Below are 25,319 nucleotides of genomic sequence, written 5' to 3' on the forward strand. Positions count from 1 at the left end.
GGGGTCTTGTGAATGCGAACCGATCACGTTGGAGACACATCTTGACCAAGACAGAGAATCTCGTGCGGTGGATCCGCTCGCTGCTCGTGGCATTGGCCTGCGGCGCACTCGCTTCGTGGGCCCAGGCGGCCACCGACATTTCCAACACCCTCGTGCGCACCTGCTCGAACCAGCTCGATGGTTCGCAGTACGGCGACGCCGTGCTCGACGGCTTTCGCGGCAGCCGCTTTGCCTCGCCGAAGACCGGCGGCTTCAAGGTCATGTCCGTCCAGCAGGTCTGGCTCGCGTTGCCGGCCTACTGCCTGGTCAAGGGCACGATCCAGCCCACCTCGCCCGGCGGCGTCGACCCGGCCGTGAAGGACCCGAGCTACCGCGTGCGCGACATCAACTACCAGATCTACATCCCGGCGCAGTGGAACGGCAAGTTCGTGCAACTCGGCGGCGGCGGCTTCGCCTGGAAGTCCGACGTAGTCGCCGCCGGCACGCAGACCAGCCAGCAGTTCGCGCTGCCGCTGCAGGGCATGGCGCTGGCCAACTACGCCGTGGTGCTCAGCGACGCGGGCGCCGACGGCTCGAACGGCGCCTTCGATCCCGACTTCGTGCGCCCGGGCCGCAACCTCGCCGATGTCGCGAAGCAGGAGATGGTGAAGAACTTCGGGCAGGACTCGATTAAGAAAACGCTCGACGTCGGCCTGTACCTGCTGAAGAAGCTCACGGGCGCGGCGCCCACCGACACCTACTTCGTCGGCATCTCCACCGGCGGCCGGCAGGCGCTCAAGGCCATCGCCAACTGGCCCGATGCCTACGACGGCATCGTCGCGGGCGCGCCGCCGGTCGACGAGACCAACCTGCTGAAGACCCTGCAGGTGCCCGACGCGGTCAACGACTGGACGACCAACTGGGCCAGCGCCTCGGCAGTGCTCACCAGCCTGTTCGGCCAGGACGTGTCGCCCCAGACCCTGAGCGACGGCATGGGCGTGACCTCGCGCTACCTGGCCGACGTCGCGATCGAATCGGGCGCCGACTACGACGGATACCACCGGCTTCTCGACCAGCTGGCCCCGGTGTGGAACGTGCGGCCCGACGAGCTCGTGCCCTTCCTGCGGATGTCGGCGCGGCAGAAGCGGGACGGCGGCAAGGGCAAGAAGATCGTGATCTACCAGGGCACCTCCGACTTCCTCGTGCCCTGCACGCAGGCCGGCGAGTTCGTCAAGCAACTGAACGGCCTGCCCGCTGGCGGCCAGGTCGCGGCCGCCGACATCCGCAACACCGTGCGCGCCTATTTCGTCGAGGACTACAGCCACGGTTTCTACAACACCAATGCGGTGCTCAAGCGGCTCGGCCTCACGCCCCTGCAGCTGAACTGGAACGCGCTGGCCGATCTCGACCGCTGGGTGCACGACGACCAGGCGCGGAGTGGGGCGCCTTCGCTGGCGCGCAATGCTTCGGGGGAGATTCCGACGGCGCAGGCCTTGAGTGCTTGGAGGTGTGTCGCGGTGCCCTGAGAAGGGTCACCGGCCAGGGCCTGGCGCGCGGAGATCGGTGATGCCGGATGTTCCGAAATTTCGTCGAATATCGGAAAAGAACGAAAAAACGGAACTTGCGTCGGCCGTCATGTGTCGGTGGTCGAAGTTGCTGCAATGGACCGGTTCGCAGCTCAGCGGCCTTCGCAATACTCTTGACCACCGCGTCCGCAGCGTTGTTCGAAGTTCATGCGCTGAGAGTCAACTTTCCTAGGGTGTTGCTGGCCCATTGCCCTCCGCGCAGTCCCTTCGTCACAACCACTCTCGAGGATCGCAGTGCGAGCGATTGACGGTGCTGTTGTGATAGCAAAGGCCATTGCGATGGCAGAGTTCGTCATGGCGCAAGTTTGTGGCCCGGCCCACCCGCTGCCGCCGCTGCCTCCTCGTAAGCGCGCGGCCATGTCATCGAAACCGGAAGCATGCGCACACGGCTAGACTTTCGCGTAGTCCAGGCGGCCACTCGTCTGGCGCATGAAAGTTGTCCCGCCCTTGGGGGCGGTTTGCCGTCAGACATCAGAGCCAGCTGAAAGGGGACCCGTGGACCTGCGGGATTTGAGGTATTTCGAAGTCATTGCCGAGCTCGAGCACATGGGCCGCGCCGCCGAGCGCCTGCACAAGACCCAACCAGCCCTGACAAGCTGCGTGCGTCGCCTGGAGGAAGCGTACGGCGCCATACTGTTGGAAAAGACCGGTCGCGGCATCCGACTGACTTCTGCGGGGCGGGCATTGCTGAAGTGGGCGCAGCGGACCCGATTCGACGTCGAAAGTGCTCGCCGTGAGATTGGCGACATCGGCCAAGGGCTCTCCGGCCAGGTCAAGCTTGGCATCGTCCCCACCGCGGCGCAGTTCCTGTTGCCCCCTGCCGCCCGGGACCTGCTGAAGGAGGCGCCTGGCGTGACCGTGCGAACGACGGTGGCGTTGGGCGACGTCCTTGCCCCGCTCCTGCGCAGCGGCGACATCGACCTCCTCGTCGGCACGGAAGGCCCGAGCGAACCGGGCTTCACCTCTCGCCTGTTGGCAGAGGACCAGATTGTCGTGGCTGCCATCGCGAACCACGAGTTGTTCGCGAAGACAAAAGTGTCGCTCCGGGACCTCACGGACTACAAGTGGGTCCTGCAGCCGCAAGGAGCCCCCATCCGCGACTGGCTGGACCAGGCCTTCGACCTGCATCATCTGCCGCGTCCCGTCGTTCAGGTTGAAAGCACCATGCTGCTGATGCTGCCCACGTTGATTGGCGAGACGGGCCTGTTGAGCTTCATTTCTCGCCTGCATCTGCAGGAGGGAAGTTCGGGAGCGAGGTTGCGCGAGGTGAAGTTGCGCGGCGCCACGATGCGGCGCCGAATGGTGGTGACGTTCCGGGAAAGCGGCTACGTCTCGCCTGCCGCCCAGCGGCTGATTGCACTGCTGGCCAGGCACGCCCGGCTGCCTGCGGCCGAATAGGCAAAGTTGGATTTATCGATTCCAAGAAAAATTCGATTGGACCGCATGAAGGGGGCAGCGAATACTCCAGTTCCATAGAGGTGCGCCTGACGCACATCACACTGGAGACATCAAGTGAACTCGTTGCACAACGTCCGCGCTCTTCGCGCATTCGCCTTCACCGCCGGCTTGCTGGCCCTTGCGTTCGCTTCTGGCGCCGCCGCGGCAGAGACGTATCCTGCGCGTCCCATCAAGCTCATCGTGCCGTTTCCTCCTGGCGGAGGTCCCGACCTGATTGCACGGGAAGTCACAACGACGGTCACAACGCAGCAGGGCTGGACCATCATCATCGACAACAAGCCCGGCTCGGGCGGGAACATCGGCATGGATGCAGCCGCCAAGGCGGCGCCCGACGGCTACACACTCGTGATGGGGCAGACATCGAACATGGCCATCAATCCGTCGCTGTATGCCAAGCTGCCCTACAACCCGCAGAAGGACCTGACCCCGGTGGGGTTGGTCGCCAGTGCCCCGTTGGTCATCGCGGTGGCCAGCAACTCGCCCTACAAGACGCTCGCGGACCTCATCAACGCAGCCAGGGCGAACCCCGAGGGCATCAACTACGCGAGCTCCGGAAGCGGCACGGTCGCTCACCTCGCGACGGAACAACTCCAGCGCATCGCCAACGTCAAGCTGACGCACGTCCCCTACAAGGGTGCGGCGCAGGGCGTCACTGACCTGATCGGCGGCCAGATTCAGATGTACATCTCGTCGGTGGTCACACTGAGCGGCCACATCAAGAACGGGAAGATGCGTGCGCTCGCCGTGACGTCTGCCAAGCGTTCTGCCGACCTGCCGAACGTTCCGACGGTAGCCGAGGCGGGGTACAAGAGCTTCGAGGCAGTGACCTGGTTCGGCATCGCCGCGCCTGCCGGCGTGTCCAAGGATGCCGTGAGGAAGCTCAACGCCGCATTCAACAAGGCACTCGAGACCCCCGACGTCAAGAAGAAGCTCACCGAGCAGGGTGCCGACGTACTGGGCGGAACCCCCGAGCAGTTCGCCACCCTGGTACGCGACGAGACCGGCCGCTGGGCCAAGGTCGTCAAGGAATCCGGCGCGAAGGTCGACTGACCTTCTTCTCTTCCCTCCCAGTCGACCCTGCGTGCGCGGGGTCGGGGCCAACCTCACCCTTCAATCCTGGAATCCGAACCATGAGCAACGTACCCGACATCATCCGTGATTTCGACCGCGTACCCGCAAACATCGTGAAGGAGGCGTCGACCTTCCAGCCCGCCATCCTGGCGGATGTCGCTGGACGGCGCGGCGCCATGCACGGACGCATCAAGGCGCTGCGTCCGAACATGAAAGTGGCTGGCACCGCTTTCACGGTGGAAGTGCGTCCGGGCGACAACCTCATGATTCACGCAGCGATGGCCATGGCAAAGCCTGGCGACGTACTCGTCATCGATGGCAAGGGAGACCAAACGGCGGCGCTGATGGGGACCATCATGATGACCGCCTGCAAGAAGCTCGGCATCGCCGGCGTGGTCATCGATGGCGCCGCCCGCGACAGCCTCGAAATCGAGGAGATGGACTTCCCGGTCTTCTCAGTAGGAACGAACCCCAACGGTCCGACCAAGTTGGTGCCCGGCCGAATCGGCCATCCCGTCTCCGTTGGCGGGGTCATGGTGCACGCCGGAGACTTCGTCATCGGCGACGCCGATGGGGTCGTGGTCGTCGAGCGCGAGAAGATTGGAGGGCTGCTGCCTATCGCGGCCAAGAAGGTCAAGGATGAGGCGGCGCGCATCGAGGCCATTCAGGGCGGCGACACAAACGCCAAGTGGTTGGTGTCCGCTCTGCGCGCCGCGGGTGTGCTCAAGGAAGGGGAAAGCCTGTGAGCACCATCGTCATCACGGCAGAAGCGATTGCGCCCAGCGCAGTCGCACTGCTGCAGGGCTATGAACTTGTCTACACGGGCAAAACGCCAACCCCCGAAGACATCGTGGCACTGTGCAAGCAGCACAACCCTGTCGGCATGGTCGTGCGGTACGGCAAAGTGGGTGCAGACGCCATGGACGCCGCGCCGGCCCTGCGGGTCATCTCCAAGCACGGGTCCGGAACCGACAACATCGACAAGGTCGCCGCGAAGGAGCGCGGTATCGAAGTCGTGGCAGCGGTCGGAGCCAACGCCAGCGCAGTCGCCGAGCATGCGTTTGCGCTTCTTCTGGCTTGTGCCAAGTCAATCCCGGCTGTCGATGCGCGGATGCACGCGGGCTATTGGGACAAAGCCGGTCATTCGAGCCTGGAGCTCTCTGGCCGCACTGTCGGTGTCGTCGGCTTGGGGGCCATCGGCCGGCGTTTCGCCCGAATGGCCGAGGGCTTCGGAATGAAGGTCGTCGCTTTCGACCCGTTCGCCAAGGATGTGCCCGACTACGTCACGCTGGTGGACCTGGAGGAGCTATTCAGTCGGTCCGATGTTATCTCGCTGCACTGCCCCCTGACTGAGGACAATCAGGGGCTGCTCAATGCGCAGTCTCTCCCCCGTTGCAAGCCAGGCGTCATCATCGTGAACACGGCACGCGGCGCTCTGATTGACGAAGCCGCACTTCTGGATTCCGTCAGCACCGGCCACGTCCGCTCTGCGGGCCTGGACAGCTTCGCTGTGGAACCCATGGCGCCTGGCCATCCGTTCCAATCCCAACGCGGCTTTGTGTTGAGCCCTCACGTGGGCTCGGTGACGTCTGACGCCTACATCAATATGGGCGAATCGGCCGCCAGGAACGCGCTCGCCGTGCTTGCCAAGCAAGTTGAGGCGGCCTGAGGAGAGTTCTATGCAGCGATGGAAGCACGCTCCCGACCGCAGCACCTGGGGCGAATTCGGAGCCGACGACCAGCGAGGTCGCATGAACCTGGTCGACAGCTCGAAGGTTCTTCAAGGCGTGGCTGAAGTGAAACTCGGTAAGACCTTCTGTCTGTCTCTGCCTCTGGACGTGCCCGGCGGAATGACCATGAATCCCCGGCGAATGCCGGCGCAGACCTTCGCGACCCTGCGCGATGGCAAGAGCGCCGGCGCGCAGGGCTTCTGCTGGTCGTACCTCGACGAGGACCCGACGCTGACCGACGTGGTCTGCGACGAGGTGCTGGTCATGAATACGCAGTATTCGACCCAATGGGACAGCCTTGCACACATGGGTAGTCGCTTCGATGCAGACGGCGACGGTGAACCCGAAGCCGTCTTCTACAACGGCTTCCGCGCTGGCGTGGAGATTCACTCCTCCGAGGAGGATAAGGAGGCACTTGCAAATTGGATGCGCTTCCCGGCGCCTCGCGCAGGAGCGTTGGGCATCGAGAACTTGGCCGAACACGGCGTCCAAGGGCGCGGCGTCTTGCTCGACCTGGAGCATCACGTCGGACGTCGCCGAGAAGCCGTCGGTTACGACCGGCTCATGCGAATCATCGAGGAGGACCGCGTCGAAATCGAAGCCGGCGACATGGTGTGCATCCATACCGGCTTCGCCGACACCCTGCTCGCGATGAATCGCCAACCCGACCTCGAGAGGCTGCACGAGACGGGCAGCGGGCTGGACGGCAACGACGCCAAGCTGCTGAACTGGATTGTCGATGTCCGTCTTGCATGCCTTCTGGCGGACAACCCCGCGGTTGAATTGGTGATGCCTCGCCTGACTCAGCCGACGCCGATTCGAGGTCCACGCCTGCCCCTGCACGAGCACTGCCTGTTCAAGAACGGCATCCACCTTGGTGAGTTGTGGCATCTCACGCCGCTGGCGAAATGGCTTCGAGAGCATGGACGCTCCCGCTTCCTGCTGACCGCACCTCCCTTGCGCCTGCCTGGCGCCGTGGGGTCGCCTGCCACCCCTATCGCGACCGTGTAACCCGCACGCTCGCACGCACGGCATCCCGGACCGTTGGGCTGCGCGGGAAATCGCTGCCTTTGCCCGACCCCCTTTTCTACAGGAGACAAAAAATGAAGCACTGGATGAAGCCCGTTCTGACCGCCGCCGCGATTGCGCTGGGACTGGCGAGCGCAGCGCACGCGCAATGGCCAGACAAACCCATCAAGCTGGTGGTGCCCTATCCCGCGGGCGGCGCAGCAGACAACACGGCACGCATCTTGGCTCAGTACCTTGGCGAGCGACTCAAGCAGCAAATCATCGTCGACAACCGCCCGGGGGCAAGCGGAACGATTGGCGCCTCGTATGTGGCAAAGGCACCTGCCGATGGCTACACGCTGCTCCTGGACGCGACGTCGTACACGGTGAATCCGAGCCTCTTCCCCAAGCTCAACTACGACCCGGCGAAGGACCTCGCACCAGTCTCGCTCATCATGCAGGTCCCGCTGCTGATGGTCGTGCCAACCACCTCTCCGTATGTCACGGTTGCGGACGTCGTCAAAGCAGCGAAGGCCACTCCGGGAAAGCTCACGTATGCGTCCGCCGGGAGTGGCGGTGCTCAGCACCTGGCGGCGGAGTTGTTCGCCCAGAATGAGAAAATTTCCATGACGCACATTCCGTACAAGGGTGGTGCGCCGGCACTCACGGACCTGATTGGTGGCCAGGTCGACCTGATGTTCAGCGCGACCACCGCGAGCGGAACGTTTGTGAAAGGCGGCAAGCTCAAGCCGCTGGCCATCACGTCGTCCAAGCGGCAACAGAGCTGGCCGCAGGTCCCAACCGTCGCGGAGAGCGGCGTCAAGGGCTTCGAAGTGAACGAATGGAACGGCTTGTTTGCACCCGCTGGCACGCCTCGTCCCATCCTCGACCGCCTCGAGGCCGAGACTCGCGCCGTCGTCGCTGACCCGGCAGTGGCAGCTCGCTTCGCCGAGATGGGGGTTCAAGCCGTGGGCTCAAGCTCCAAGGATTTTGCGGCATTCGTGAAGTCGGAGACCGCCAAGTGGGCTGGCGTCACCAAGGCCGGCAACATCAAGGTCGACTGACCTGGTTCAAACAGCGTGGAGAGATACATGTCAAAAGCACCGTCGCTTGCGTCGAAACTGGGGCTTGCCCTTGTTGCCGCCATCGTTGTTCAGGTCTCGGCTCAAGCCGCCGACACCTACCCGACAAAGGCGGTCAAGGTCGTCGTGCCCTATCCCCCCGGTGGCGCGGTGGACCAAGTCACACGCCGCGTCGCGCAGAAGCTCACCGAGCAAACCGGACAAAGCTTCTTCGTCGACAACAAGCCGGGGGGAACCGGCACCATCGGCATCGGTCAAGTCGTGCGGTCAGCACCCAATGGCTACACCTTGGTGGCGAACGATTTGACCTATTCCATCCTGCCGTACGTATTCAACAAACTGCCGTGGGACTATGACCACGACCTGATACCAATCGCAGCATTCAACTTCGCCCCGGTGGCTGTAGTCGTGGCCAGCGATTCGAAGTTCAAGACGCTGGCGGACCTTGTCAGGTACGCGAAGGCCAACCCCGGCAAACTGAACTACGGCACCGGTGGCGCTGGAACCATGCCCCACTTCGGAACCGAGGCACTGAAGGCTGCAGCGGGCTTCGAGGCAACGCACGTCCCCTTCAAGGGCAACGGTGAAGCCACGATGGCGCTGCTGGGACATCAGATTGATTTCCAGTTGGCGTCGACGGCAGGTGTCATCGGCCAGGTCCAGGGAGGTAAGGTCCGCCTTCTGGCAATCAGCGGCGCCAAACGCTTGAAGGCACTGCCCGACGTGCCGACTTTCGCTGAGGCCGGATTCAAAGGCTATAGCGTCGTTAACTTCACGGGCCTATGGACCCCAAAGGGCACACCTGCGCCAGTTGTTGCCAAGCTTCAGAAGGAGATTGTGACAGCAATGGCGAGCAAGGACGTCCAGGAATTCGCTGAAAGCATCGGCTCGGTTCCGAACGTTCTGAGCGGTGATGAGTTCACCAAATTGCTGCGAGAGAACTCGCGGCTTTGGGGGCAAGTCGCCGATTCCTCCAAGATTGAAAAGCAGTGACGGTGGAGGGAAAGAGGCATGTTCTTCCTGCGGCAACCGGAGGTCATTGAACTCGAAGTCTTCTCCAGCATGCCGGCTCACTATCGCCGAGATGGACGGCGAAGCAACTGGGCCGATGCCAATCGCGGCGGTCGGCCTGCCCATTCGTTTCTGGAGGGCCCGGTTTTCGACCAGGCGGGAAATCTTTATGTAACCGACGTTCCTTGGGGGCGGGTCTTTCGGATTGACCCTCGCGGCCACTGGGACCTTGTTGTCGAGTACGACGGCGAGCCAAACGGCTTGAAATTCCTCGATGACCGGCGCTTGGTGGTCACCGACTACATGAATGGGCTGCTGTCGCTGGACGTTGCTACGGGTGAGGTCCGTCCATTTCTGACTCGTCGAAACACGGAGCGGTTCAAGGGTGTGAACGACCTCACGTTTGACTCGCAGGGCAACCTCTATTTCACAGACCAGGGACAGACGGGCCTGCAAGACCCCACAGGCAGGCTATATCGCCTGCGGCCCACAGGCCAACTGGAGGAGCTTCTTTCTAATGTTCCCAGCCCCAATGGGGTCGTTCTCGCTCCTGACGAGCAAGTCCTCTACCTTGCGGCTACTCGAGGCAATTGCGTGTGGCGCGTTCCACTCTTCAAGGATGGTGGTATCGGAAAGGTTGGCCAGTTCTTCACCTCGTTTGGTCCCGTAGGTCCAGATGGGCTCGCCTCGGATGAGGCTGGCCACCTCTTTGTCGCCAATCCGGGACTCGGTCTAGTTTGGATGCTTGACGGGAAGGCGCAACCAGTCGCTCTGCTCAAAGGCCAAGATGGTTCCTCAACGACGAATATGGCTTTCGGGGGAGCCGACAACAAGACGCTGTACGTGACTGACTCGACTAACGGTACCGTATTGGTCGCTGCTCTCACGGCGCCGGGCATACGTGTAAGACGTGGTTCATGAGCGCGCCGAGCCTCGCGGTTGCCGTTGAGGGAACGCGCAGGGGCTGATTAGGTCGAGAATGCCCCCGCGCGGATGTTGAGATGAGCAGTTGCTCAAGGGCCGCTTTCAATAAAAGCTGAACTTCCGCTCAGGGCGCGAACCTGTGACCCTGTCCCAGGTTTCCGTACCGTTCAGTAACAGAACGACCGGCATGATGAAGGCCCAAATCGGGCCAGGAGCATGTCGTGAAGAAGAGCAAGTTCACTGAGGATCAGATTGCCTTTGCGCTCAAGCAGGCGGAACTGGGCACCAGCGTCGAGGAGGTGTGCCGCAGGATGGGCATCAGCGATGCGACCTTCTATGTGTGGCGCAAGAAGTACGCAGGCGTGGGGCCATCGGAGCTGCGTCGGCTGCGCCAACTCGAAGAAGAGAACTGCAAGCTCAAGCAGATCGTGGCCGACCTGAGCCTGGAGAAGGCGATGCTGCAGGCGGTGGTCGCAAAAAAGCTGAGGCCTTCGCAGCGCCGGGCGTTGGTGCCCGAATTGATGCAGCGCTTTGGATGCATCCAGCGCAATGCCCTGCGCGTGGTGAAGATGTCGGCCTCGGCCTACCTGTACAAGCCTGTCAAGAAGGACGAGTCGGCGCTGAAGATGCGCATCAAGGAGATCACCGACACGCGAGTGCACTACGGCGACCGCCGGGTGCACGTTCTGCTGCGCCGCGAAGGCCATACCGACAACGTCAAGCGGATCTATCGCTTGTACAGGGAAGAAGGGCTGTCGCTGCGGCTGAAGCGCCCGCGGCGCAACAAGGCCGCCAAGCTGCGCCAGCCCAAGCAATTGGCCCACGCCATCAACGAGATCTGGAGCATGGATTTCGTGGCCGACGCGCTGTTCGACGGGCGCAAGCTGCGCATGTTGACGGTGGTGGATCTGTTCACGCGCGAGTGCCTGGCCATCGAGGTCGGGCGGGGCCTCAAGGGAGAAGACGTCGTGCGCACGCTCAATGGCATCACTGCGCAGCGCGGCCTGCCGCGCACGATCAAGACTGACAACGGCAGCGAGTTCATCTCCAAGGTGATGGACAAATGGGCCTATGAGCGCGGTGTGGAACTCGACTTCAGCCGGCCAGGCAAGCCCACCGACAACGCCGCCGTGGAGAGCTTCAATGGCCGACTGCGCCAGGAGTGCCTGAACGCGCACTGGTTCTTGTCATTGGCCGACGCGCAGGCCAAGATCGGGGCTTGGCGCCAGGACTACAACGAGAGTCGCCCCCACTCTGCGCTGGGGTGGGCGACGCCTGCCGATTTCGCCCGCCGTTGCTGCCTGCTGGCAGAAACGGCGATGTCAGAGGAGCCGGAAGTTTCTACTTCAGGGCGGTACTGATGCGGGTACAGGGTCAATCAGGTTGTCGTCGATGAATACCGCGCCGTCCTGCAGGTGCACGACTTCCAGGATGTCGGGGCCTGTCATCGTCTTTTCCTTTGCGAATGCCGGCAGCGGCCGATAGCCGGCACTTCTCGACCGCGCGTGCAAGTGCACGAACTTTGATCAGCTCGGATCAACGACTTTGACCAACTCGCGGCAAATTGGCCATCATGCGACACGACAAGGCCTGAAAAAGATCCGCCCTGGACCGTCTAGGAAGCCGCAGCGCCCACGCCCTCAGCGCACATCATCGAACGCCGCATCGATCTCCTCGATCCGCATCGCCGCATAGCTCGCCGCCGAGCCACCCAGGCCCCACACCGCCTCGCCGAGAACTCGCCAATCAGGACCTGCTGGAGGCGGTGCGCCGGCGCGAGGTCGACTTTGCGATCGGGCCGGTGCCCGAGAAGAAGGGCGAACTCGAGTTCGCGCCGATCTTCGTTGACGACTACTACGCGATGCTGCCGCGCGGCTACCAGGACGACGGCCGCGCGAGCATCTCGCTGCGGGAGCTGTCGAAGCTGCCGCTGCTCAAGCTGTCGAGCTCGACCGCCTTTCGTGACCACGTCGACAACGCGCTCAAGGCCAACGGCCTTTCGCACCAGAGCAACTACGAGTTCATGCAGGTCACGACGCTGGTCGCGATGGCCGAGGCGGGCCTGGGCATCGCGCTGCTGCCGCGCGTGGCGCTGCCGCGGCGCACGCCGTTCAAGGTGGTGCGCATCATCGGCCCGGCGCTCAGCCGCACCATCGCCATCGTGACGATCCGCGGCCATTCGCTTTCGCCCGCGGCCGCGCGGCTGGTGGAGATGTGCAACAAATTGATCGCGGCCGAGCACCGAGCGGCCGAACATGGACAAACGGTAATGTTCGTGGCGTTCGTGCGCGCCCGATCGTTTTTATGATCCGAAGCGATGGCTGCCCTGTCACGGGGTCGCCGTTCCGCTCGACATGAACACCGCACCCCGTCCCTCCCTGTCGACCTGCTTGCGGGCCGGGCTGCTAAGCGCGGGCCTCCTGCTCGGGCACGCCGCTGATGCGGCGCGCGGGCCCGCGCCCACCGCCTTCCAGACCAGCACCTACGCGGCCGGGCTCGAGTTGCCCTGGGGCATGGAGTTCATGCCCGATGGCCGCCTGCTGGTGACCGAGCGCGCGGGCCGCCTGCGCATCGTCGACGCGCAGGGCGACAAGGTCTCGACACCGGTGCGCGGCCTGCCGGCCGTCGACCGGCGCAGCCATGGCGGGCTGCTCGACGTCACCATCGATCCGGGCTTCGAGGCCAACCGGCTCATCTACCTGAGCTACACCGAGGTCGATCGCCGCCGCAGCCGCGCCGGGCGCAACGGCATCGCGGTCGCGCGGGCGCGGCTCAGCGACGACGGCGCGCGCGTCGAGCAGCTCAAGGTGCTGTTCCGCCAGACGCCGAAGATCGCGATCGGCGAGAACCTCGGCGGGCGGCTCGCGGTTTCGGGCGACGGCCACCTGTTCCTCACGCTCGGCGACCGCTACGCGCCCGAGGACCGCATGCGCGCGCAGTCGCTGGGCTACTACCAGGGCAAGACGGTGCGCATCCGCACCGATGGCGGCATTCCGGCCGACAACCCCTTCGCGCAGCGCGCGGGCGCGCGGCCCGAGATCTGGAGCCTCGGCCATCGCAATCCGCAGGGTGCCTTCGTGCATCCGCGCACCGGCCAGCTCTGGGTGGCGGAGCACGGACCGCAGGGCGGCGACGAGATCAACGTGGTGCGCAAGGGCCGCAACTACGGCTGGCCCCTCGTGACCTTCGGCTGCGAGTACAACACCTGCGCGCCGATCGGCGAAGGCACTGCCAGGGCCGGCCTCGCGTCGCCGCTCGTGCACTGGGGCCTGCCGGCGATCGCGCCGAGCAACCTGATCCTCTACACCGGCGACCAGTTTCCCGAGTGGAAGGGCAGCGTGCTCGTGGGCGCGCTGGCCGGCAAAGCCGTGTGGCGCATCGAGCTCGCGGGCGAGGACGCCGCGCCGCGCGTGGTGCGGCGCGAGCCGCTGTTCGCCGAGCTCGGCGAGCGCATCCGCGACATCCGCCAGGGGCCCGATGGCGGGCTGTACCTGCTGGTGGATGGGTTGCAGGGCCGCGTGGTGCGCGTCGCGCGCGCTGACGCGAGCCTGTAGCGCCGGCGGGCGGCACAATCGCAGGCGTGATCCCTCCCACTCCCCTGTGGCGTTGCCTCATCGTCGAGGACGACGCCGACAACGCCCGCTACATCGCCGAGGGCTTCCGCGCACTCGGCCACGTGGCCGTGATCAGCCGCGACGGCACCGATGCGCTGGCGCGCGCCACCAGCGAAGCCTGGGACCTTGTGATCCTCGACCGCATGCTGCCGAACGAGGTCGACGGCCTGTCGATCCTCGCCACCCTGCGCGCGCTCGGCAAGAAGACGCCGGTGCTGGTGCTCAGCGCGCTGAGCGCGCTCGACGAGCGCGTGCGCGGCCTCAAGGCCGGCGGCGACGACTACCTGGCCAAGCCCTTCGCATTCTCGGAGCTGGCCGCGCGCGCCGAGGCGCTGGTGCGGCGCTCGCGCACCGGGCCCGAGATCCGCACGCTCGAGGTGGCGGACCTCTCGATCGACCTCGCGAGCCGGCAGGTGAAGCGCGCGGGCCGTCCCATCGCGCTGCAGCCGCGCGAGTTCCGGCTGCTGGCCTACCTGATGATGCATCCGGGCCAGGTGGTCACGCGCACCATGCTGCTCGAGGCCGTGTGGGACTACCAGTTCGATCCGCAGACCAACGTCATCGACGTGCAGGTGAGCCGCTTGCGCGGCAAGCTCGACGCGGGCGGCGCGCCGACCCTGATCCAGACGGTGCGCGGCGCGGGCTACCGGCTGGCACCGCCCGAGCCCGAAACCGAGCCGGCGCGTCGATGATTCCTGCGCTGCGCCAGCTCTGGCGCTCGGTCGGATTCCGGCTGGCCTTCTACTACGGGCTGCTGGTGGCGATCACCATGCTGGCTTCGCTCGCGATCGTCTACATGCAGACCGTGGGCGTGCTGCAGCAGCGCATGGTGCGCCAGGTGGCGGCCAGTGTGCAGCAGCTGGTGGTGCGCCACGAGGCGCGCGGCGCCGAGGGCGTGGCGGGCGAGATCGGGCACCTGCTGGCCGACGACCGCCATTCCGACAACGAGGTCTACCTGCTGATGGACCGCGAGGGCCGCAAGCTCGCGGGCAACCTCGACCAGATGCCCTCGAGCGCGCCCGACGCGGGCGACGGCGTGCACCGGCGCGTGCTGCGCAACGGCCAGGGCGTCATCGCCTACCTCGTGATGCGGCCGCTGCCCGACGGCAGCATGCTGGTGGTGGGGCACGACCTGCGCGACCAGGAGTCGATCGAATCGCTGGTGGCGAGCGCGAGCGCGGCGGCCGGCATCGTCGCGGTGCTGCTGCTGATCGGCGGCACCTTCGTGTTCCGGCAGGAACTCGAGCGCAGCGTGGGCGCGGTGCGGCGCACGGCCGCGCGCATCGCCGCGGGCGAGCTGCAGGAGCGTGTGTCGCCATCGGGCGAGGAGGACGAGTTCGCGCTGCTAGAGCACGACATCAACGCCATGCTCGACCGCATCGAGTCGCTGATGGACGGCGTGCGCCATGTCTCCAACACCATCGCCCACAACCTGCGCACACCGCTCACGCGCGTGCTGGTGCGGCTGCGCGCGGTGGAGGCGGGCCTGCCGGCCGACGACGCGCAGCGCGGCGCGGTCGGCACGGCGATCCGCGAGCTCGAGGAGCTCGCGGTGGTGTTCGAGAAGCTGCTGCAGATCGCCGAGGTGGAGGCCGGCGCGCGGCGCCAGCAGTTCGCGCCGGTGGCGCTCGACGTGATCGCCGACGACGTGGCCGAGCTCTACGAGGCCGTGGCCGAGGTGCAGGGCATCGCGCTGCGGCGCGAACCGTGCGAGGCGGCCACGGCGCTCGGCGACCGCGACCTGCTGGCGGGCGCGGTCGCCAACCTGGTCGACAACGCGCTCAAGTACGCGGGCGCCGGCGCGGTGGTGCGCATCGGCACGCAGACCGTGAACGGCCGCGCGCAGCTGTTCGTGCAGGACGACGGCCCCGGCATTCCCGCCGGCGAGCGCGAGCGCATCGGCGTGCGTTTCCATCGCCTCGATCGTGCCACGCCGGGCCATGGCCTGGGCCTGGCCAGCGTGCGCGCGGTGATCGCGCTGCATGGCGGGCAGCTCGCGTTCGAGGACGCAGCACCCGGGCTGCGCGCGCGCATCGACCTGCCCGGCGAGGACTGAGAGTCGCCACATTGCCGAACGGCAATGTTGTGTTCACGCACGGCAAGGCCGCGAATTCCTAGGATCGGCGGCTCGCACTTCCTCGTGCCAGCCGCACGGGCCGCGCCGCGGTCCCAGCCATTTCCCAGGAGACATCAACGGTGAGAATCAAGAGTCAGAGAGACTTCTGCTCGGGCGTGCTCTTCAGCGCCTTCGGCGTGGCCTTCGCATGGGGCGCCACGACCTACAACGTCGGTACCGGCGCCCGCATGGGCCCGGGCTACTTCCCCCTGATCGTGGGCATCCTCATCGCGCTGATGGGCGTGCTGATCACGCTCAAGGCGCTGTCGGTGGAGACCGACGACGGCGAGCCCGTGGGGCGCATCGCGTGGAAGCCGCTGGTGTTCATCATCGGCGCCAATCTCGTCTTCGGCGTGCTGCTCGGCGGACTGCCGAGCATCGGCCTGCCGTCGATGGGGCTGATCGTCGCGATCTATGCACTGACCTTCATCGCCAGCCTCGCGGGCGACAACTTCGGCTGGAAGGGCGTGACGGTGCTGGCCACCGTGCTCGCGCTCGGCAGCTACCTGGCCTTCGTGGTCGCGCTCAAGCTGCAGTTCCAGGTCTGGCCGACCTTCATCGCCGGCTGATCTCGCTACAAGAAGAACGAAAAGACAAGACAAGAGAACCATGGACCTGATCACCAACCTCTCGATCGGCTTCGGCGTCGCCTTCACGGCGCAGAACCTGGTCTACGCCTTCGTCGGTTGCCTGCTGGGCACCCTGATCGGCGTGCTGCCCGGCATCGGCCCGGTCGCGACCATCGCGATGCTGCTGCCCGCGACCTATGCGCTGCCGCCGGTGTCGGCGCTCATCATGTTGGCCGGCATCTACTACGGCGCGCAGTACGGCGGCTCCACCACCGCGATTCTCGTGAACCTGCCAGGGGAATCTTCCTCGGTGGTGACGGTGATCGACGGCTACCAGATGGCGCGCAAGGGCAGGGCCGGGCCCGCGCTCGCCGCAGCCGGCCTGGGCTCGTTCTTCGCCGGTTGCGTGGGCACGCTGATCCTGGCCGCCTTCGCGCCGCCGTTGACCGAGCTGGCCTTCAAGTTCGGCCCGGCCGAATACTTCTCGCTGATGATCCTGGGCCTGATCGGCGCCGTGGTGCTGGCCTCGGGCTCGCTGCTCAAGGCCATCACCATGATCCTGCTCGGCCTCGCGCTGGGGCTGGTGGGCACCGACGTGAACTCGGGCGTGGCGCGCTACAGCTTCGACATCCCCGAACTGACCGACGGCATCGGCTTCATCGCCATCGCGATGGGCGTGTTCGGCTATGGCGAGATCATCGCCAACCTCGCGGTGCCCGAGCATGAGCGCGAGGTCTTCACCGCCAAGGTCAAGGGCCTGTGGCCCACCAAGGAAGACTTCCGCCGCATGACGCCCGCGGTGCTGCGCGGCACCGCGCTCGGTTCGGCCCTGGGCATCCTGCCAGGCGGCGGCGCGTTGCTGTCGGCCTTCGCGGCCTACACCATCGAGAAGAAGATCAAGCTCCAGAACGGCGAAGTGCCGTTCGGCAAGGGCAACATCCGCGGCGTGGCGGGCCCCGAGTCGGCCAACAACGCCGGTGCGCAGACCTCCTTCATTCCGCTCCTGACGCTGGGCATTCCGCCCAATGCCGTGATGGCGCTGATGGTCGGTGCGATGACGATCCACAACATCCAGCCCGGTCCGCAGGTCATGACGAGCAACCCCGAGCTGTTCTGGGGCCTGATCGCCTCAATGTGGATCGGCAACCTGATGCTGATCGTGCTGAACCTGCCGATGATCGGCATCTGGATCAAGCTGCTGACCATTCCCTACAAGTGGCTGTTCCCCTCGATCGTGCTGTTCTGCGCGGTGGGCGTGTACTCGGAGAACAACAACACCTTCGACGTCTGGATGGTTGCGATCTTCGGTATCGTGGGCTACCTGTTCCTCAAGCTCAAGTGCGAGCCCGCGCCGCTGCTGCTGGGCTTCATCCTCGGGCCGATGATGGAAGAGAACCTGCGGCGCGCGCTGCTGCTGTCGCGCGGCGACTGGAGCGTGTTCGTCACGCGGCCGCTGTCGGCCGGTCTGCTCGCGGCGGCGCTGCTGCTGCTGGTGGTGGTTCTGCTGCCTTCGGTGAAGGCGAAGCGGGAAGAGGCGTTCGTCGAGGATTGAACGGGGCGCTATCCTCGGCGGCTGCTGGGCAATAGCGGGTGCTTATCGCCCGCTGCCCGAGCCTTTCATCCGAGGATTTCCCTTCTTCGTAAGCTTGGTGGCCAAGTGAGGAGCGGCAAGGCCATGCGTTTCGACCGGGAGTCGTAGTGCATCATCCGCCGCTTGCTTCATGAAACGCGCGTCCTCGGCGGAGACCGACCGATGCTCTATGGCATAAAGATTCATTCGCTGCAGAAGATCGCCATACCAGTCCAGACCAAGCAGCTGCATCGCGACAGCGCGCGGCAGCACGCCGTGGGCATAGGCCCCCAAAATGGCCTTCTCGGCCACTGGAGCGCTCAGGAGCATCACCGCAGGGCGGCGATCCCCTTCGATCAACACGCTGACACCTTCGTCCTTTTCGACAGCCTCAAGAAACTCGCCGAGTAGGCTCTCGAAATTGGAGGCGGTCACAATTCGCATGGCAGGGTCCCCGGAATGGAAGTGCGCATTTTCTTGATGATGCGCACTTCTACAAATATCCGGATACCCCAACAGTGGGATCGCTGCCTTGGCGTTGAAGGCAAACGAGCTACTTCGCCGCGATGCACTCCACCTCGATCCGCGCATTGAAAGCCAGCGCGGTCGCACCGAAGGCACTGCGCGCCGGATACCGACCTTCGGCGAAGTAGGTCTTGTAGACCTCGTTGAAGGCTCCCCACTCGCTCATGTCGGCCAGCATGGCGGTGCACTTCACCACGTTGGCCATGGTGTGGCCATGCGCCTCGAGCGTGGTCTTGATGTTCTCCATCACCTGCTTCGACTCGGGGCCGATGCCGCCCGGCGGCAGCTTGAGGCTACCGGGGAGGTTGCCGATCTGGAGAAGGGCAGGGTGGTGCGGTGGCGCTCGACATGTCGCGCTTCTCGATCTACAACTACCTTGACGAGATCCGCAAGCGCGAGGGGTTCACGAAGTAGGAGACCGCCCAAGGGCTCGCAGGGGGCCGATCTCTCTGTGTTGACAATAGCTACACGCACGGCTATGATTTGTATATCAATTGTGTAGACAAGGAGGCCTGCCGTGCGCGACGCAGCCATCAATCTCAGGGCCTTGCCCGAGCAGCGTGACCTGATCGACCACGCGGCCGAACTGCTGGGGAAGAACCGGTCCGACTTCATGCTCGAAGCCGCTTGCGATCGTGCGCAGGCGGTGATCCTCGATCAGGTGTTCTTCAATCTGGATGCCACGCGCTTCCAGGCATTCAACGCGATGCTGGATGCGCCCTTGGCGCCCAATCCAGGCCTCGAACGGCTCATGGCCGTGAAGGTTCCGTGGAAGAAGGCTTCCAGGGCATGAGCCTGACGCTGGGTGCGCCGGAGCCGCTGGAATTTGCCCACCTCCTGAGCGAGTTCGCTTGCGGGGAGGCCAGCCTCGACGACTGGCTTCGCAAGCGGGCGCTGGCCAATCAGGCCACGGGTGCCAGCCGCACTTTCGTGGTGTGCGATACGGCCAGGCAGGTCCATGGCTACTACGCGATGGCTGCCGGTGCCGTGTCGCATCAGGACGCCACGAGCGGTGTCCGTCGAAACATGTCGGACCCGATTCCCGTGCTGGTCCTGGCCAGGTTGGCGGTCGACCTGCGTGCCCAGGGCATCCAGCTCGGCGCAGCCCTGTTGCAGGACGCGGTGCTGCGAGCCATCGCGGTTTCGCAGAACACCGGCGTGCGCGCCTTGCTCGTCCACGCGCTGCACGAGCGCGCAAAAGAGTTCTATGCGCACCACGGGTTCATCGAGTCGCCACTGCATCCGATGACCTTGATGCTGCGTTTGAGCAGTGTCAAGGCCTGAGTCTTTCTGTGAAGCCGGTGGTTCGCGCTACGGCGCCACCACCAGCTTTCCCCCACGCACCTGATAGATCGTCACCGTCCCGCGCAGGTTGTCCCCGCGCGCATCGAAGGCGATCGGACCGATCAGCCCGGTGAGCGTCACGCCCGCGAGCTTCGGTCCGTACACCGCAGGATCGGTGGAGCCGGCCTTCTTCATCGCTTCCACCAGCACCATCACCGCGTCGTAGGCATAGGGCGCAAACACGATCACGTCGGTGCCGAAGCGCGCCTTGTAGCGCTGGTTGAAGGCCGCGAAGGCGGCCATGGCCTCGCGCGGCGCGCCGGCCTGCGAGCAGTAGGCGCCCTCGTTGGCGCCGGCCGCGAGCTTGCTCCATTCGCCGGTGCACACGCCGTCGCCCGCGATGAAGGTCGCGCTCAGGCCGAGCTGCTTCATCTGCCGGTTGACCAGCGCGGCCTGCGCGTCGGCGCCCGCGTAGACGATCACGTCGGGCTCGAGGCCGCGCAGGGTGGTGAGGATGGCCGAGAAGTCGGTCGCGCGGTCGGTGCCGAACTCGCGTTTGAGCACCTTCACCTGCGCCTTGCCGAGATCGGCCACCACCTGGTCGGCCAGGCCCTGGCCGTAGGCGGTGCGGTCGTCGATCACGGCGGCGGTCTTCGCCTTCAGCGTGCGCGCGACGTAGCCGGCGATGCCGTCGGCCTGCTGCACGTCGGTGGCCATGAGCCGCGCGGCGTATTTGTAGCCGGCGCGCGTGTACTGCGGGTTGGTCGCGGCTGGCGCGACCTGCGGGATGCCGGCGTCGTTGTAGACGCGCGCCGCGGGAATGGTGGTGCCCGAGTTGAGGTGACCGACGACGCCGTTGACCTGCATATCGGCCAGCTTTTGCGCCACGGTGGTGGCGCTGGCGGGATCGGCCCGGTCGTCCTCGATCACCGCCTCGAAGCGCAGCCGGCGACCACCGATCGCGAGGCCCTGCGCGTTGAGGTCCTCGATGGCGAGCCGCGCCCCGTTCTCCATGTCCTTGCCGAGATGGGCGATGGCGCCGGTCAGCGGCGCGGCGATGCCGATGCGCACGGGCGCATCCTGCGCCTGCGCGGTGCTGGCGATGGCGACGACGAGGGCGGCGAGGGCGTGGCGTAGCGAGGGATTCATGCGCGGCTCCGTGGGGCGGGTGGATCGGAAAGATCGGAAAGAGGCCCCGCCGCGAGGTCGCGAGGCCTCGGTTAGAGTAGGCCGTCCGGACGGAATAAATTTCGCTGTTTCGCCCGGGTGCGTACAGGGCGGGCGGACGAAACATGCGCGAGGCGCGGGTGTTTCGAACGAACCATTTTTCTTTTGCGGGCGATGCCGACATGGCCAGAACCAAATCCGAGAACTTCGACGACATCCGGGCCACGATCCTCGACGTGGCCGCGTCCCTCTTCGCCAAGAACGGCTTTCGCAACACCAACATCATCGACATCGGCGCGGCCTGCAACGCGTCGAAGTCGCGCATGTATCACTACTTCCCGTCGAAGGAAGCGATGCTCGCGGAGATGCTCGCCGAGCACGTGAGCGCGCTGGTGGCGATCGCCTCGGACCTGGTGTCGGCGCCGATCGATCCGCGCGCGCGGCTGCGCAACTACTTCCTCGCGCACCTCAAGTACTACTACGAGCAGCGCGACCGCCACACCGTGCTGATCGAGGACGTCTACCACCTGCCCGAGGAGGTGCGCGCGCAGGTGAATGCCAACGAGCAGAAGCTGGTGGGCTTCCTGTGCGCGCTGCTGCGCGAGATCAACGCGCAGAAGTTCAAGGACCGCCAGGCCGCGACCACGCACGCGATGCTGATGTACGGCATGCTGAACTGGACCTACACCTGGTACCAGCCCACCGGGCGCCTGAGCCTCGAGACGCTGGCCGACCAGGCGAGCGACATGTGCCTGCACGGCATCGTGTAGGGATTTCCCCGCCGGGCGGCGCTTGGGCTATTGGCCGGTGGAGCGTTGGTCCGAACTCAGGCGTTCCGACAGGAAATCGAGGAATGCCCGGATCTTGCTCGGCATTCCTTTGCGGCTGAGTACCAATGCGGTGGCGTGCACGGATGGACTTTCCCAGTGCTTGAGCACTCGCTCCAGCCTCCCGTTGCGCAGGTCGTTGGCACACATCACGTTCGGCAGCATGGCCATGCCTACATGTCCGATGGCCATTTCGCGCGCGATCGAAATGTTGTTCACCACCACTTTCCCTTCGACGTTGGCATAGCGATGCTGGGCTTCGTTGCGTAGCGTCCAGATGCCGTCGGCGCGCTGCTGCGTCGTGATGATGCAGTCGTGCCGGTGCAGGTCGTCCACCGCGAGCGGCACGCCGCGTCGGCGCAGGTATTCGGGGCTGGCGTAGACCCCGCGGGTGATGGTGGCGATGCGACGGTAGGTGAGGTCCGTGTCTTTCAGGGGGCCGAGCTGAATGGTGAGGTCATAAGGGTCTTCCCGGGGGTTCACCGGTCGGCTGTTCACATCGACCTCCAGTTCCAGGTCCGGATAGGCCTGTACGAATTCCGCGATGGCCTTTCCGATCCACGAGACCCCAAAGTCGATGGGAATGCTCACGCGCAGGGTACCTCGCATCGAGGTCTGCAATTGCAGCGTCTCTATGCCTGCTTGTTCCACTTCGTCGACCACCCGCTTGCAGTGCTCGTAGAAGCGGGCTCCTATCTCCGTCGTGGTGAGGCGACGCTGACCCTTCTTCAGCAAGATCGTGCCCACCTGTTGCTCGAGCTGCGTGAGCTTGCGGCTGATGGTGGATTTGGGAATGCCGAGTTCGGTGGCGGCGCGCGTGATGCTTTGGGCGTTGACGACGTCGTGGAAGAGTCGAAGCGAGTTCAGATCGAGTTTTTCGGCCATGGGTGGTCGGTATCTCCTGCGTGCGTCGGCGAGGCTGCTCGAGCGTAGACCACAACCGGCGCCGGATGGAATACGAACGTTCCACGAGTGGAACGCCCGGTCCATGTCTGCAGCTATTCGGAACGCGGGGTGCTCCCTAGGATTGACCGCACAAGCACGGGAGCGTCGACGCCAGAGGCGACGCCAAACCTTCAAACCGCAAAGCACGGAGACAAACCAATGCATGCTCACGCCCTGTCGCGCCGGGCGCTGCTTCGGGCCGCCTCGGCCCTGGCACCGTCCGCAGCCCTCGGTCTCGGAACACTGGCGCCGGCCATGACGCACGCCCAGGCGGGCCTCAAATGGGCCAATCTGGCCCCGGGCTTCACCACCTTGCTCACCGACTACATGGTGGCCAAGGGAATCGACAAGGCAAACGATCTGCCGCTGGGCAAGCCCACCGCCTATACGTCCGTCACTACCTACTACAACGACTTCGTGGCCGGCAACTACGACGTCTGCATCGGGAGCTGGGACACCTTCGCGTCGCGCCACCTCTCGGGTGTGCCCCTGCAGTACGTGTGCTCGGTCACCACGGGCAACATGATCAACATCGTCACTCAGGGCAAGGGGCCGTCGGCGGTGCAGGACCTCAAAGGGAAAACCCTTGCAGCGCCGCAGTCCACCGGCACCTATCGAATGATGCGCGCCGTGGTGAAGGAGCTGGCCGGGATCGATCTCGAGAGCTACGCCGTGGTGCAGAACGTCGACAACCCGGCGGCATCGGTGACGCTCGTCATGGCCAATCGGGCCGACGCGGGATTGACCTGGGAACCCAATGTCTCGGTAGGACTGAAGCGCGTGCCGGACATGCGCGTTCTCTACAACGCCGGAGAGGAATACCGCCGCAAGGTCGGCCTCGATCTGCCGTATTTTGGCGTGGCCGTTCGCAAGGAGGCGATCGCGCGCGACGCCACGCTCATCGCCCGGCTGAACAAGGCATTTGCGCAGTGCATCGACGGCATCACGAGCAAGACCGACGAAGCGGTGACGATCGCGGGCGCCAACTCGGGCATCCCCTCCGACGTGCTGAAGACCGCGATCGCCTCGAAGCGCCTGGAGTTCAAGCACACCTCGATGCAGACCGACGAAGGGCGGCGAACCATCATTGCGGCCAGCGAGTTCCTGGTGCGCAACGGCGCGCTGGCCAAGACCGTCGACAACGGGTTCTTCGCGCTATGAAACAGGCAGGACTCGCCGCCCCCGGGACGCCATCGCGCGGCACCCCGGCACCTTCTTCCCCCGCGGCGTCGGGGCGTGCCTCTCCGGCGTCGGTTGCACTGGCCCGCCCGGCCAAGGCGCGCGACCGCAGCGACCTCAAGGCGCTCTTCGTGGTCATCGTGCTGATCTGCATCGTGATGCAGGTCGCGAGCGGCTACGTACCGGACTACGTGATGCCTTCGCCGGTGGTCATCGCGCGCGCGCTCGGCGACTTGCTGACCACCGATCTGCTTCATGTGGCGATCACGTTGGGGCGCCTGTGCGTCGCGATCCTCTTCTCCGCCGTCGCCGGGGTTGCCATCGGACTGGTGATGGGAACGTCCAAGAAGGTCGGGCCCTACCTCAAGGCGCTCGTGGTGGTCGACACGGGGATTCCAGCCCTGAGCTGGATGTTGCTGGCGGTGTTCTGGTTCAAGGATGCGGAGGCACGGATCTTCTTCATCCTGACAGTGATCCTGCTGCCGTTCTACGCCTTGAACGTCTACGAGGGGGTGCGCGCGCTGTCGACCGAATGGGTGGACATGCTGGAGAGCTTCCGTCCCTCGCGCTGGCAGATGCTGGGCTACCTGGTGGCGCCTCACATCGTTCCCTACATCTTCCTCACGACGAAATCGGTCATCGGCTATGCCATCCGCATGGTGATCTTCGCGGAACTGGTGGCTTCGGCCTTCGGCATCGGATCGCGCATGAGTTTCGCGCAGTCGACTTTTCGCATCGACCAGGTGATGGCATGGACCTTCCTGCTGGTGGTGCTCAACCTCGTCATTCAATGGCTGGCTGCAGTCGCCGAAAGCCGCTTCCTGGGCTGGCGCAAGGAAGCGAAGGTGCGCTGAGATGAACGCTTCCCTCCCATTCATCATCGAGTTGCGAGACGTCAGCAAGCGTTTCGGCAGCCACACCGCGATCGACCATCTGTCGATGGAGGTGCGCGAAGGCGAGACGGTCGCTCTTCTTGGCCAGACTGGTGCGGGCAAGAGCACCGTGATGTCCCTGCTCATGGGCACGGCTTCAGCCGACGAGGGAACGGTGCTCGTGGCGGGAGCCGATCCTTCGCGGGATTTCGTCGCCCTGCGCGGCAAGCTCTCGGTGAGCTTCCAGACAGATCGTCTGCTGCCCTGGCGCACCGCGCAGGAGAACGTGGAGCTCGGCTTGCTGCTGCTCAACCGCTCCAAGGCCGAAGCGCGCGAGCGTGCACGAGAGTGGCTCGCACGGGTGAAGCTGGGAGACGCGGGTCACAAGTACCCCTCGGAGCTGTCAGGCGGCATGCGCCAGCGAGTCTCCCTGGCCCGCGCACTGGCGGTCGATCCAGCGCTGGTTCTGCTCGATGAGTCGTTCAGCCAACTCGACCACGTCACCTCCCAGACCCTGCGCCGCGACTTCGCCGAAATCGTGCGCGAACAGCGCAAGACCTGCGTGTTCGTGACCCATCGCATCGAGGATGCGCTGGAGATCGCGGACCGCGTCCTCGTGCTGGCCGCACCGGCGCGCGTGTGCCTCGAACTCTCGATCGACGCCGAGCAGCGCATCGATGCCGCCTGCATGGCCCGCATGCATCGCCAGATCGAGCGCGCCATCGGCGGAGACGCGTCGGCGGGCGAGGACGACGGAATTTCCACCAACACAACAAAGACCCAGCACTAGAAAAGGAAAGCG

General features: G+C 65.1%; 26 protein-coding genes. 22 read left to right on the top strand and 4 right to left on the bottom strand.

All coding sequences use genetic code 11. The features are described 5' to 3' along the window. The first annotated feature begins 41 nt into the window (after positions 1-41). The 16 genes from ACEN9J_RS39140 (at position 42) to ACEN9J_RS39215 (ending at position 17,700) form a co-directional block, all read left to right on the top strand. Complete coding sequence (locus ACEN9J_RS39140; RefSeq protein ID WP_413765129.1) at positions 42-1,505, top strand: tannase/feruloyl esterase family alpha/beta hydrolase; 1,464 nt, start codon at positions 42-44, stop codon at positions 1,503-1,505. 555 nt (positions 1,506-2,060) lie between these two features. Next, positions 2,061-2,963: a LysR family transcriptional regulator gene (locus ACEN9J_RS39145; RefSeq protein ID WP_413765130.1), complete on the top strand. Its 903-nt coding sequence runs from the start codon at positions 2,061-2,063 to the stop codon at positions 2,961-2,963. Positions 2,964-3,086: 123 nt separating this feature from the next. Further along, complete coding sequence (locus tag ACEN9J_RS39150) at positions 3,087-4,073, top strand: Bug family tripartite tricarboxylate transporter substrate binding protein (protein ID WP_413765715.1); 987 nt, start codon at positions 3,087-3,089, stop codon at positions 4,071-4,073. A gap of 80 nt (positions 4,074-4,153) precedes the next feature. Then, a complete protein-coding gene (locus tag ACEN9J_RS39155) occupies positions 4,154-4,840 on the top strand; it encodes an RraA family protein (RefSeq protein WP_413765131.1) in 687 nt (228 codons plus the stop codon). Then, the gene (locus tag ACEN9J_RS39160; RefSeq protein ID WP_413765132.1) at positions 4,837-5,763 is read left to right on the top strand and encodes a hydroxyacid dehydrogenase; all 927 of its coding nucleotides are present in this window, start codon (positions 4,837-4,839) and stop codon (positions 5,761-5,763) included. The genes ACEN9J_RS39155 and ACEN9J_RS39160 overlap by 4 nt, the downstream gene beginning before the upstream one ends. A gap of 10 nt (positions 5,764-5,773) precedes the next feature. After that, the gene (locus ACEN9J_RS39165) at positions 5,774-6,835 is read left to right on the top strand and encodes a cyclase family protein (RefSeq protein WP_413765133.1); all 1,062 of its coding nucleotides are present in this window, start codon (positions 5,774-5,776) and stop codon (positions 6,833-6,835) included. Between the two features lie 92 nt (positions 6,836-6,927). Then, the gene (locus tag ACEN9J_RS39170) at positions 6,928-7,896 is read left to right on the top strand and encodes a tripartite tricarboxylate transporter substrate binding protein (protein ID WP_413765134.1); all 969 of its coding nucleotides are present in this window, start codon (positions 6,928-6,930) and stop codon (positions 7,894-7,896) included. Between the two features lie 27 nt (positions 7,897-7,923). Beyond that, the gene (locus ACEN9J_RS39175) at positions 7,924-8,907 is read left to right on the top strand and encodes a Bug family tripartite tricarboxylate transporter substrate binding protein (protein WP_413765135.1); all 984 of its coding nucleotides are present in this window, start codon (positions 7,924-7,926) and stop codon (positions 8,905-8,907) included. An 18-nt stretch (positions 8,908-8,925) separates the two neighbouring features. Continuing rightward, positions 8,926-9,846 carry an SMP-30/gluconolactonase/LRE family protein gene (locus tag ACEN9J_RS39180; protein ID WP_413765136.1) on the top strand — a complete coding sequence of 307 codons (921 nt, stop codon included), beginning with the start codon at positions 8,926-8,928 and terminating at the stop codon, positions 9,844-9,846. Positions 9,847-10,070: 224 nt separating this feature from the next. Then, a complete protein-coding gene (locus ACEN9J_RS39185) occupies positions 10,071-11,210 on the top strand; it encodes an IS3 family transposase (RefSeq protein WP_413765137.1) in 1,140 nt (379 codons plus the stop codon). A gap of 392 nt (positions 11,211-11,602) precedes the next feature. Further along, positions 11,603-12,157: a LysR substrate-binding domain-containing protein gene (locus ACEN9J_RS39190; protein ID WP_413765716.1), complete on the top strand. Its 555-nt coding sequence runs from the start codon at positions 11,603-11,605 to the stop codon at positions 12,155-12,157. A gap of 46 nt (positions 12,158-12,203) precedes the next feature. Then, the gene (locus ACEN9J_RS39195; RefSeq protein WP_413765138.1) at positions 12,204-13,403 is read left to right on the top strand and encodes a PQQ-dependent sugar dehydrogenase; all 1,200 of its coding nucleotides are present in this window, start codon (positions 12,204-12,206) and stop codon (positions 13,401-13,403) included. A 44-nt stretch (positions 13,404-13,447) separates the two neighbouring features. Then, positions 13,448-14,155, top strand: coding sequence for a response regulator transcription factor (locus ACEN9J_RS39200; RefSeq protein WP_057589864.1), 708 nt, complete (start codon positions 13,448-13,450; stop codon positions 14,153-14,155). Further along, a complete protein-coding gene (locus ACEN9J_RS39205) occupies positions 14,152-15,519 on the top strand; it encodes an ATP-binding protein (protein ID WP_413765139.1) in 1,368 nt (455 codons plus the stop codon). The genes ACEN9J_RS39200 and ACEN9J_RS39205 overlap by 4 nt, the downstream gene beginning before the upstream one ends. 140 nt (positions 15,520-15,659) lie before the next feature. Beyond that, a complete protein-coding gene (locus tag ACEN9J_RS39210; RefSeq protein ID WP_057589728.1) occupies positions 15,660-16,148 on the top strand; it encodes a tripartite tricarboxylate transporter TctB family protein in 489 nt (162 codons plus the stop codon). Between the two features lie 40 nt (positions 16,149-16,188). Further along, the gene (locus tag ACEN9J_RS39215; RefSeq protein ID WP_057589729.1) at positions 16,189-17,700 is read left to right on the top strand and encodes a tripartite tricarboxylate transporter permease; all 1,512 of its coding nucleotides are present in this window, start codon (positions 16,189-16,191) and stop codon (positions 17,698-17,700) included. Between the two features lie 42 nt (positions 17,701-17,742). On the opposite strand, the gene ACEN9J_RS39220 is transcribed toward ACEN9J_RS39215, so the two are convergent. Together ACEN9J_RS39220 and ACEN9J_RS39225 are read right to left on the bottom strand one after the other, a co-directional pair. Beyond that, positions 17,743-18,162 carry a hypothetical protein gene (locus tag ACEN9J_RS39220; protein ID WP_413765140.1) on the bottom strand — a complete coding sequence of 140 codons (420 nt, stop codon included), beginning with the start codon at positions 18,160-18,162 and terminating at the stop codon, positions 17,743-17,745. 109 nt (positions 18,163-18,271) lie between these two features. Further along, positions 18,272-18,556 (bottom strand): RidA family protein, encoded by a 285-nt coding sequence (locus ACEN9J_RS39225; RefSeq protein WP_413765717.1) that lies wholly within the window; start codon positions 18,554-18,556, stop codon positions 18,272-18,274. 204 nt (positions 18,557-18,760) lie between these two features. Between ACEN9J_RS39225 and ACEN9J_RS39230 the strand changes: the two genes are divergently transcribed. Then, on the top strand, positions 18,761-19,036 hold the full coding sequence (locus ACEN9J_RS39230; protein WP_057589732.1) for a DUF1778 domain-containing protein: 276 nt from the start codon (positions 18,761-18,763) through the stop codon (positions 19,034-19,036). Then, entirely contained in the window at positions 19,033-19,527 is a 495-nt protein-coding gene (locus tag ACEN9J_RS39235) for a GNAT family N-acetyltransferase (RefSeq protein ID WP_413765141.1), read from the top strand. Before ACEN9J_RS39230 ends, ACEN9J_RS39235 begins: the two co-directional genes overlap by 4 nt. A gap of 27 nt (positions 19,528-19,554) precedes the next feature. Here the strand turns inward: ACEN9J_RS39235 and ACEN9J_RS39240 are convergent, their stop codons facing one another. After that, positions 19,555-20,676, bottom strand: a complete 1,122-nt coding sequence (locus ACEN9J_RS39240) for a branched-chain amino acid ABC transporter substrate-binding protein (protein ID WP_413765142.1) — start codon at positions 20,674-20,676, stop codon at positions 19,555-19,557. A 200-nt stretch (positions 20,677-20,876) separates the two neighbouring features. Between ACEN9J_RS39240 and ACEN9J_RS39245 the strand changes: the two genes are divergently transcribed. Beyond that, positions 20,877-21,464: a TetR/AcrR family transcriptional regulator gene (locus ACEN9J_RS39245; RefSeq protein ID WP_057589865.1), complete on the top strand. Its 588-nt coding sequence runs from the start codon at positions 20,877-20,879 to the stop codon at positions 21,462-21,464. Positions 21,465-21,491: 27 nt separating this feature from the next. Here ACEN9J_RS39245 and ACEN9J_RS39250 read toward each other — a convergent pair whose 3' ends face one another. Further along, a complete protein-coding gene (locus tag ACEN9J_RS39250) occupies positions 21,492-22,406 on the bottom strand; it encodes a LysR family transcriptional regulator (protein WP_057589735.1) in 915 nt (304 codons plus the stop codon). Positions 22,407-22,625: 219 nt separating this feature from the next. Here ACEN9J_RS39250 and ACEN9J_RS39255 point away from each other — a divergent pair, with 219 nt between their 5' ends. From ACEN9J_RS39255 to ACEN9J_RS39265, 3 genes are read left to right on the top strand one after another with little or no spacing between them, the layout of a single operon-like run. Further along, positions 22,626-23,627, top strand: coding sequence for an ABC transporter substrate-binding protein (locus tag ACEN9J_RS39255; protein WP_413765143.1), 1,002 nt, complete (start codon positions 22,626-22,628; stop codon positions 23,625-23,627). After that, positions 23,624-24,499, top strand: a complete 876-nt coding sequence (locus ACEN9J_RS39260; protein ID WP_413765144.1) for an ABC transporter permease — start codon at positions 23,624-23,626, stop codon at positions 24,497-24,499. The genes ACEN9J_RS39255 and ACEN9J_RS39260 overlap by 4 nt, the downstream gene beginning before the upstream one ends. Before the next feature lies 1 nt (position 24,500). Beyond that, complete coding sequence (locus ACEN9J_RS39265) at positions 24,501-25,307, top strand: ABC transporter ATP-binding protein (RefSeq protein ID WP_413765145.1); 807 nt, start codon at positions 24,501-24,503, stop codon at positions 25,305-25,307. Positions 25,308-25,319: the final 12 nt, after the last annotated feature.

This window comes from Variovorax sp. Varisp41 (genome assembly GCF_047325085.1).
Lineage (GTDB): Bacteria > Pseudomonadota > Gammaproteobacteria > Burkholderiales > Burkholderiaceae_C > Variovorax.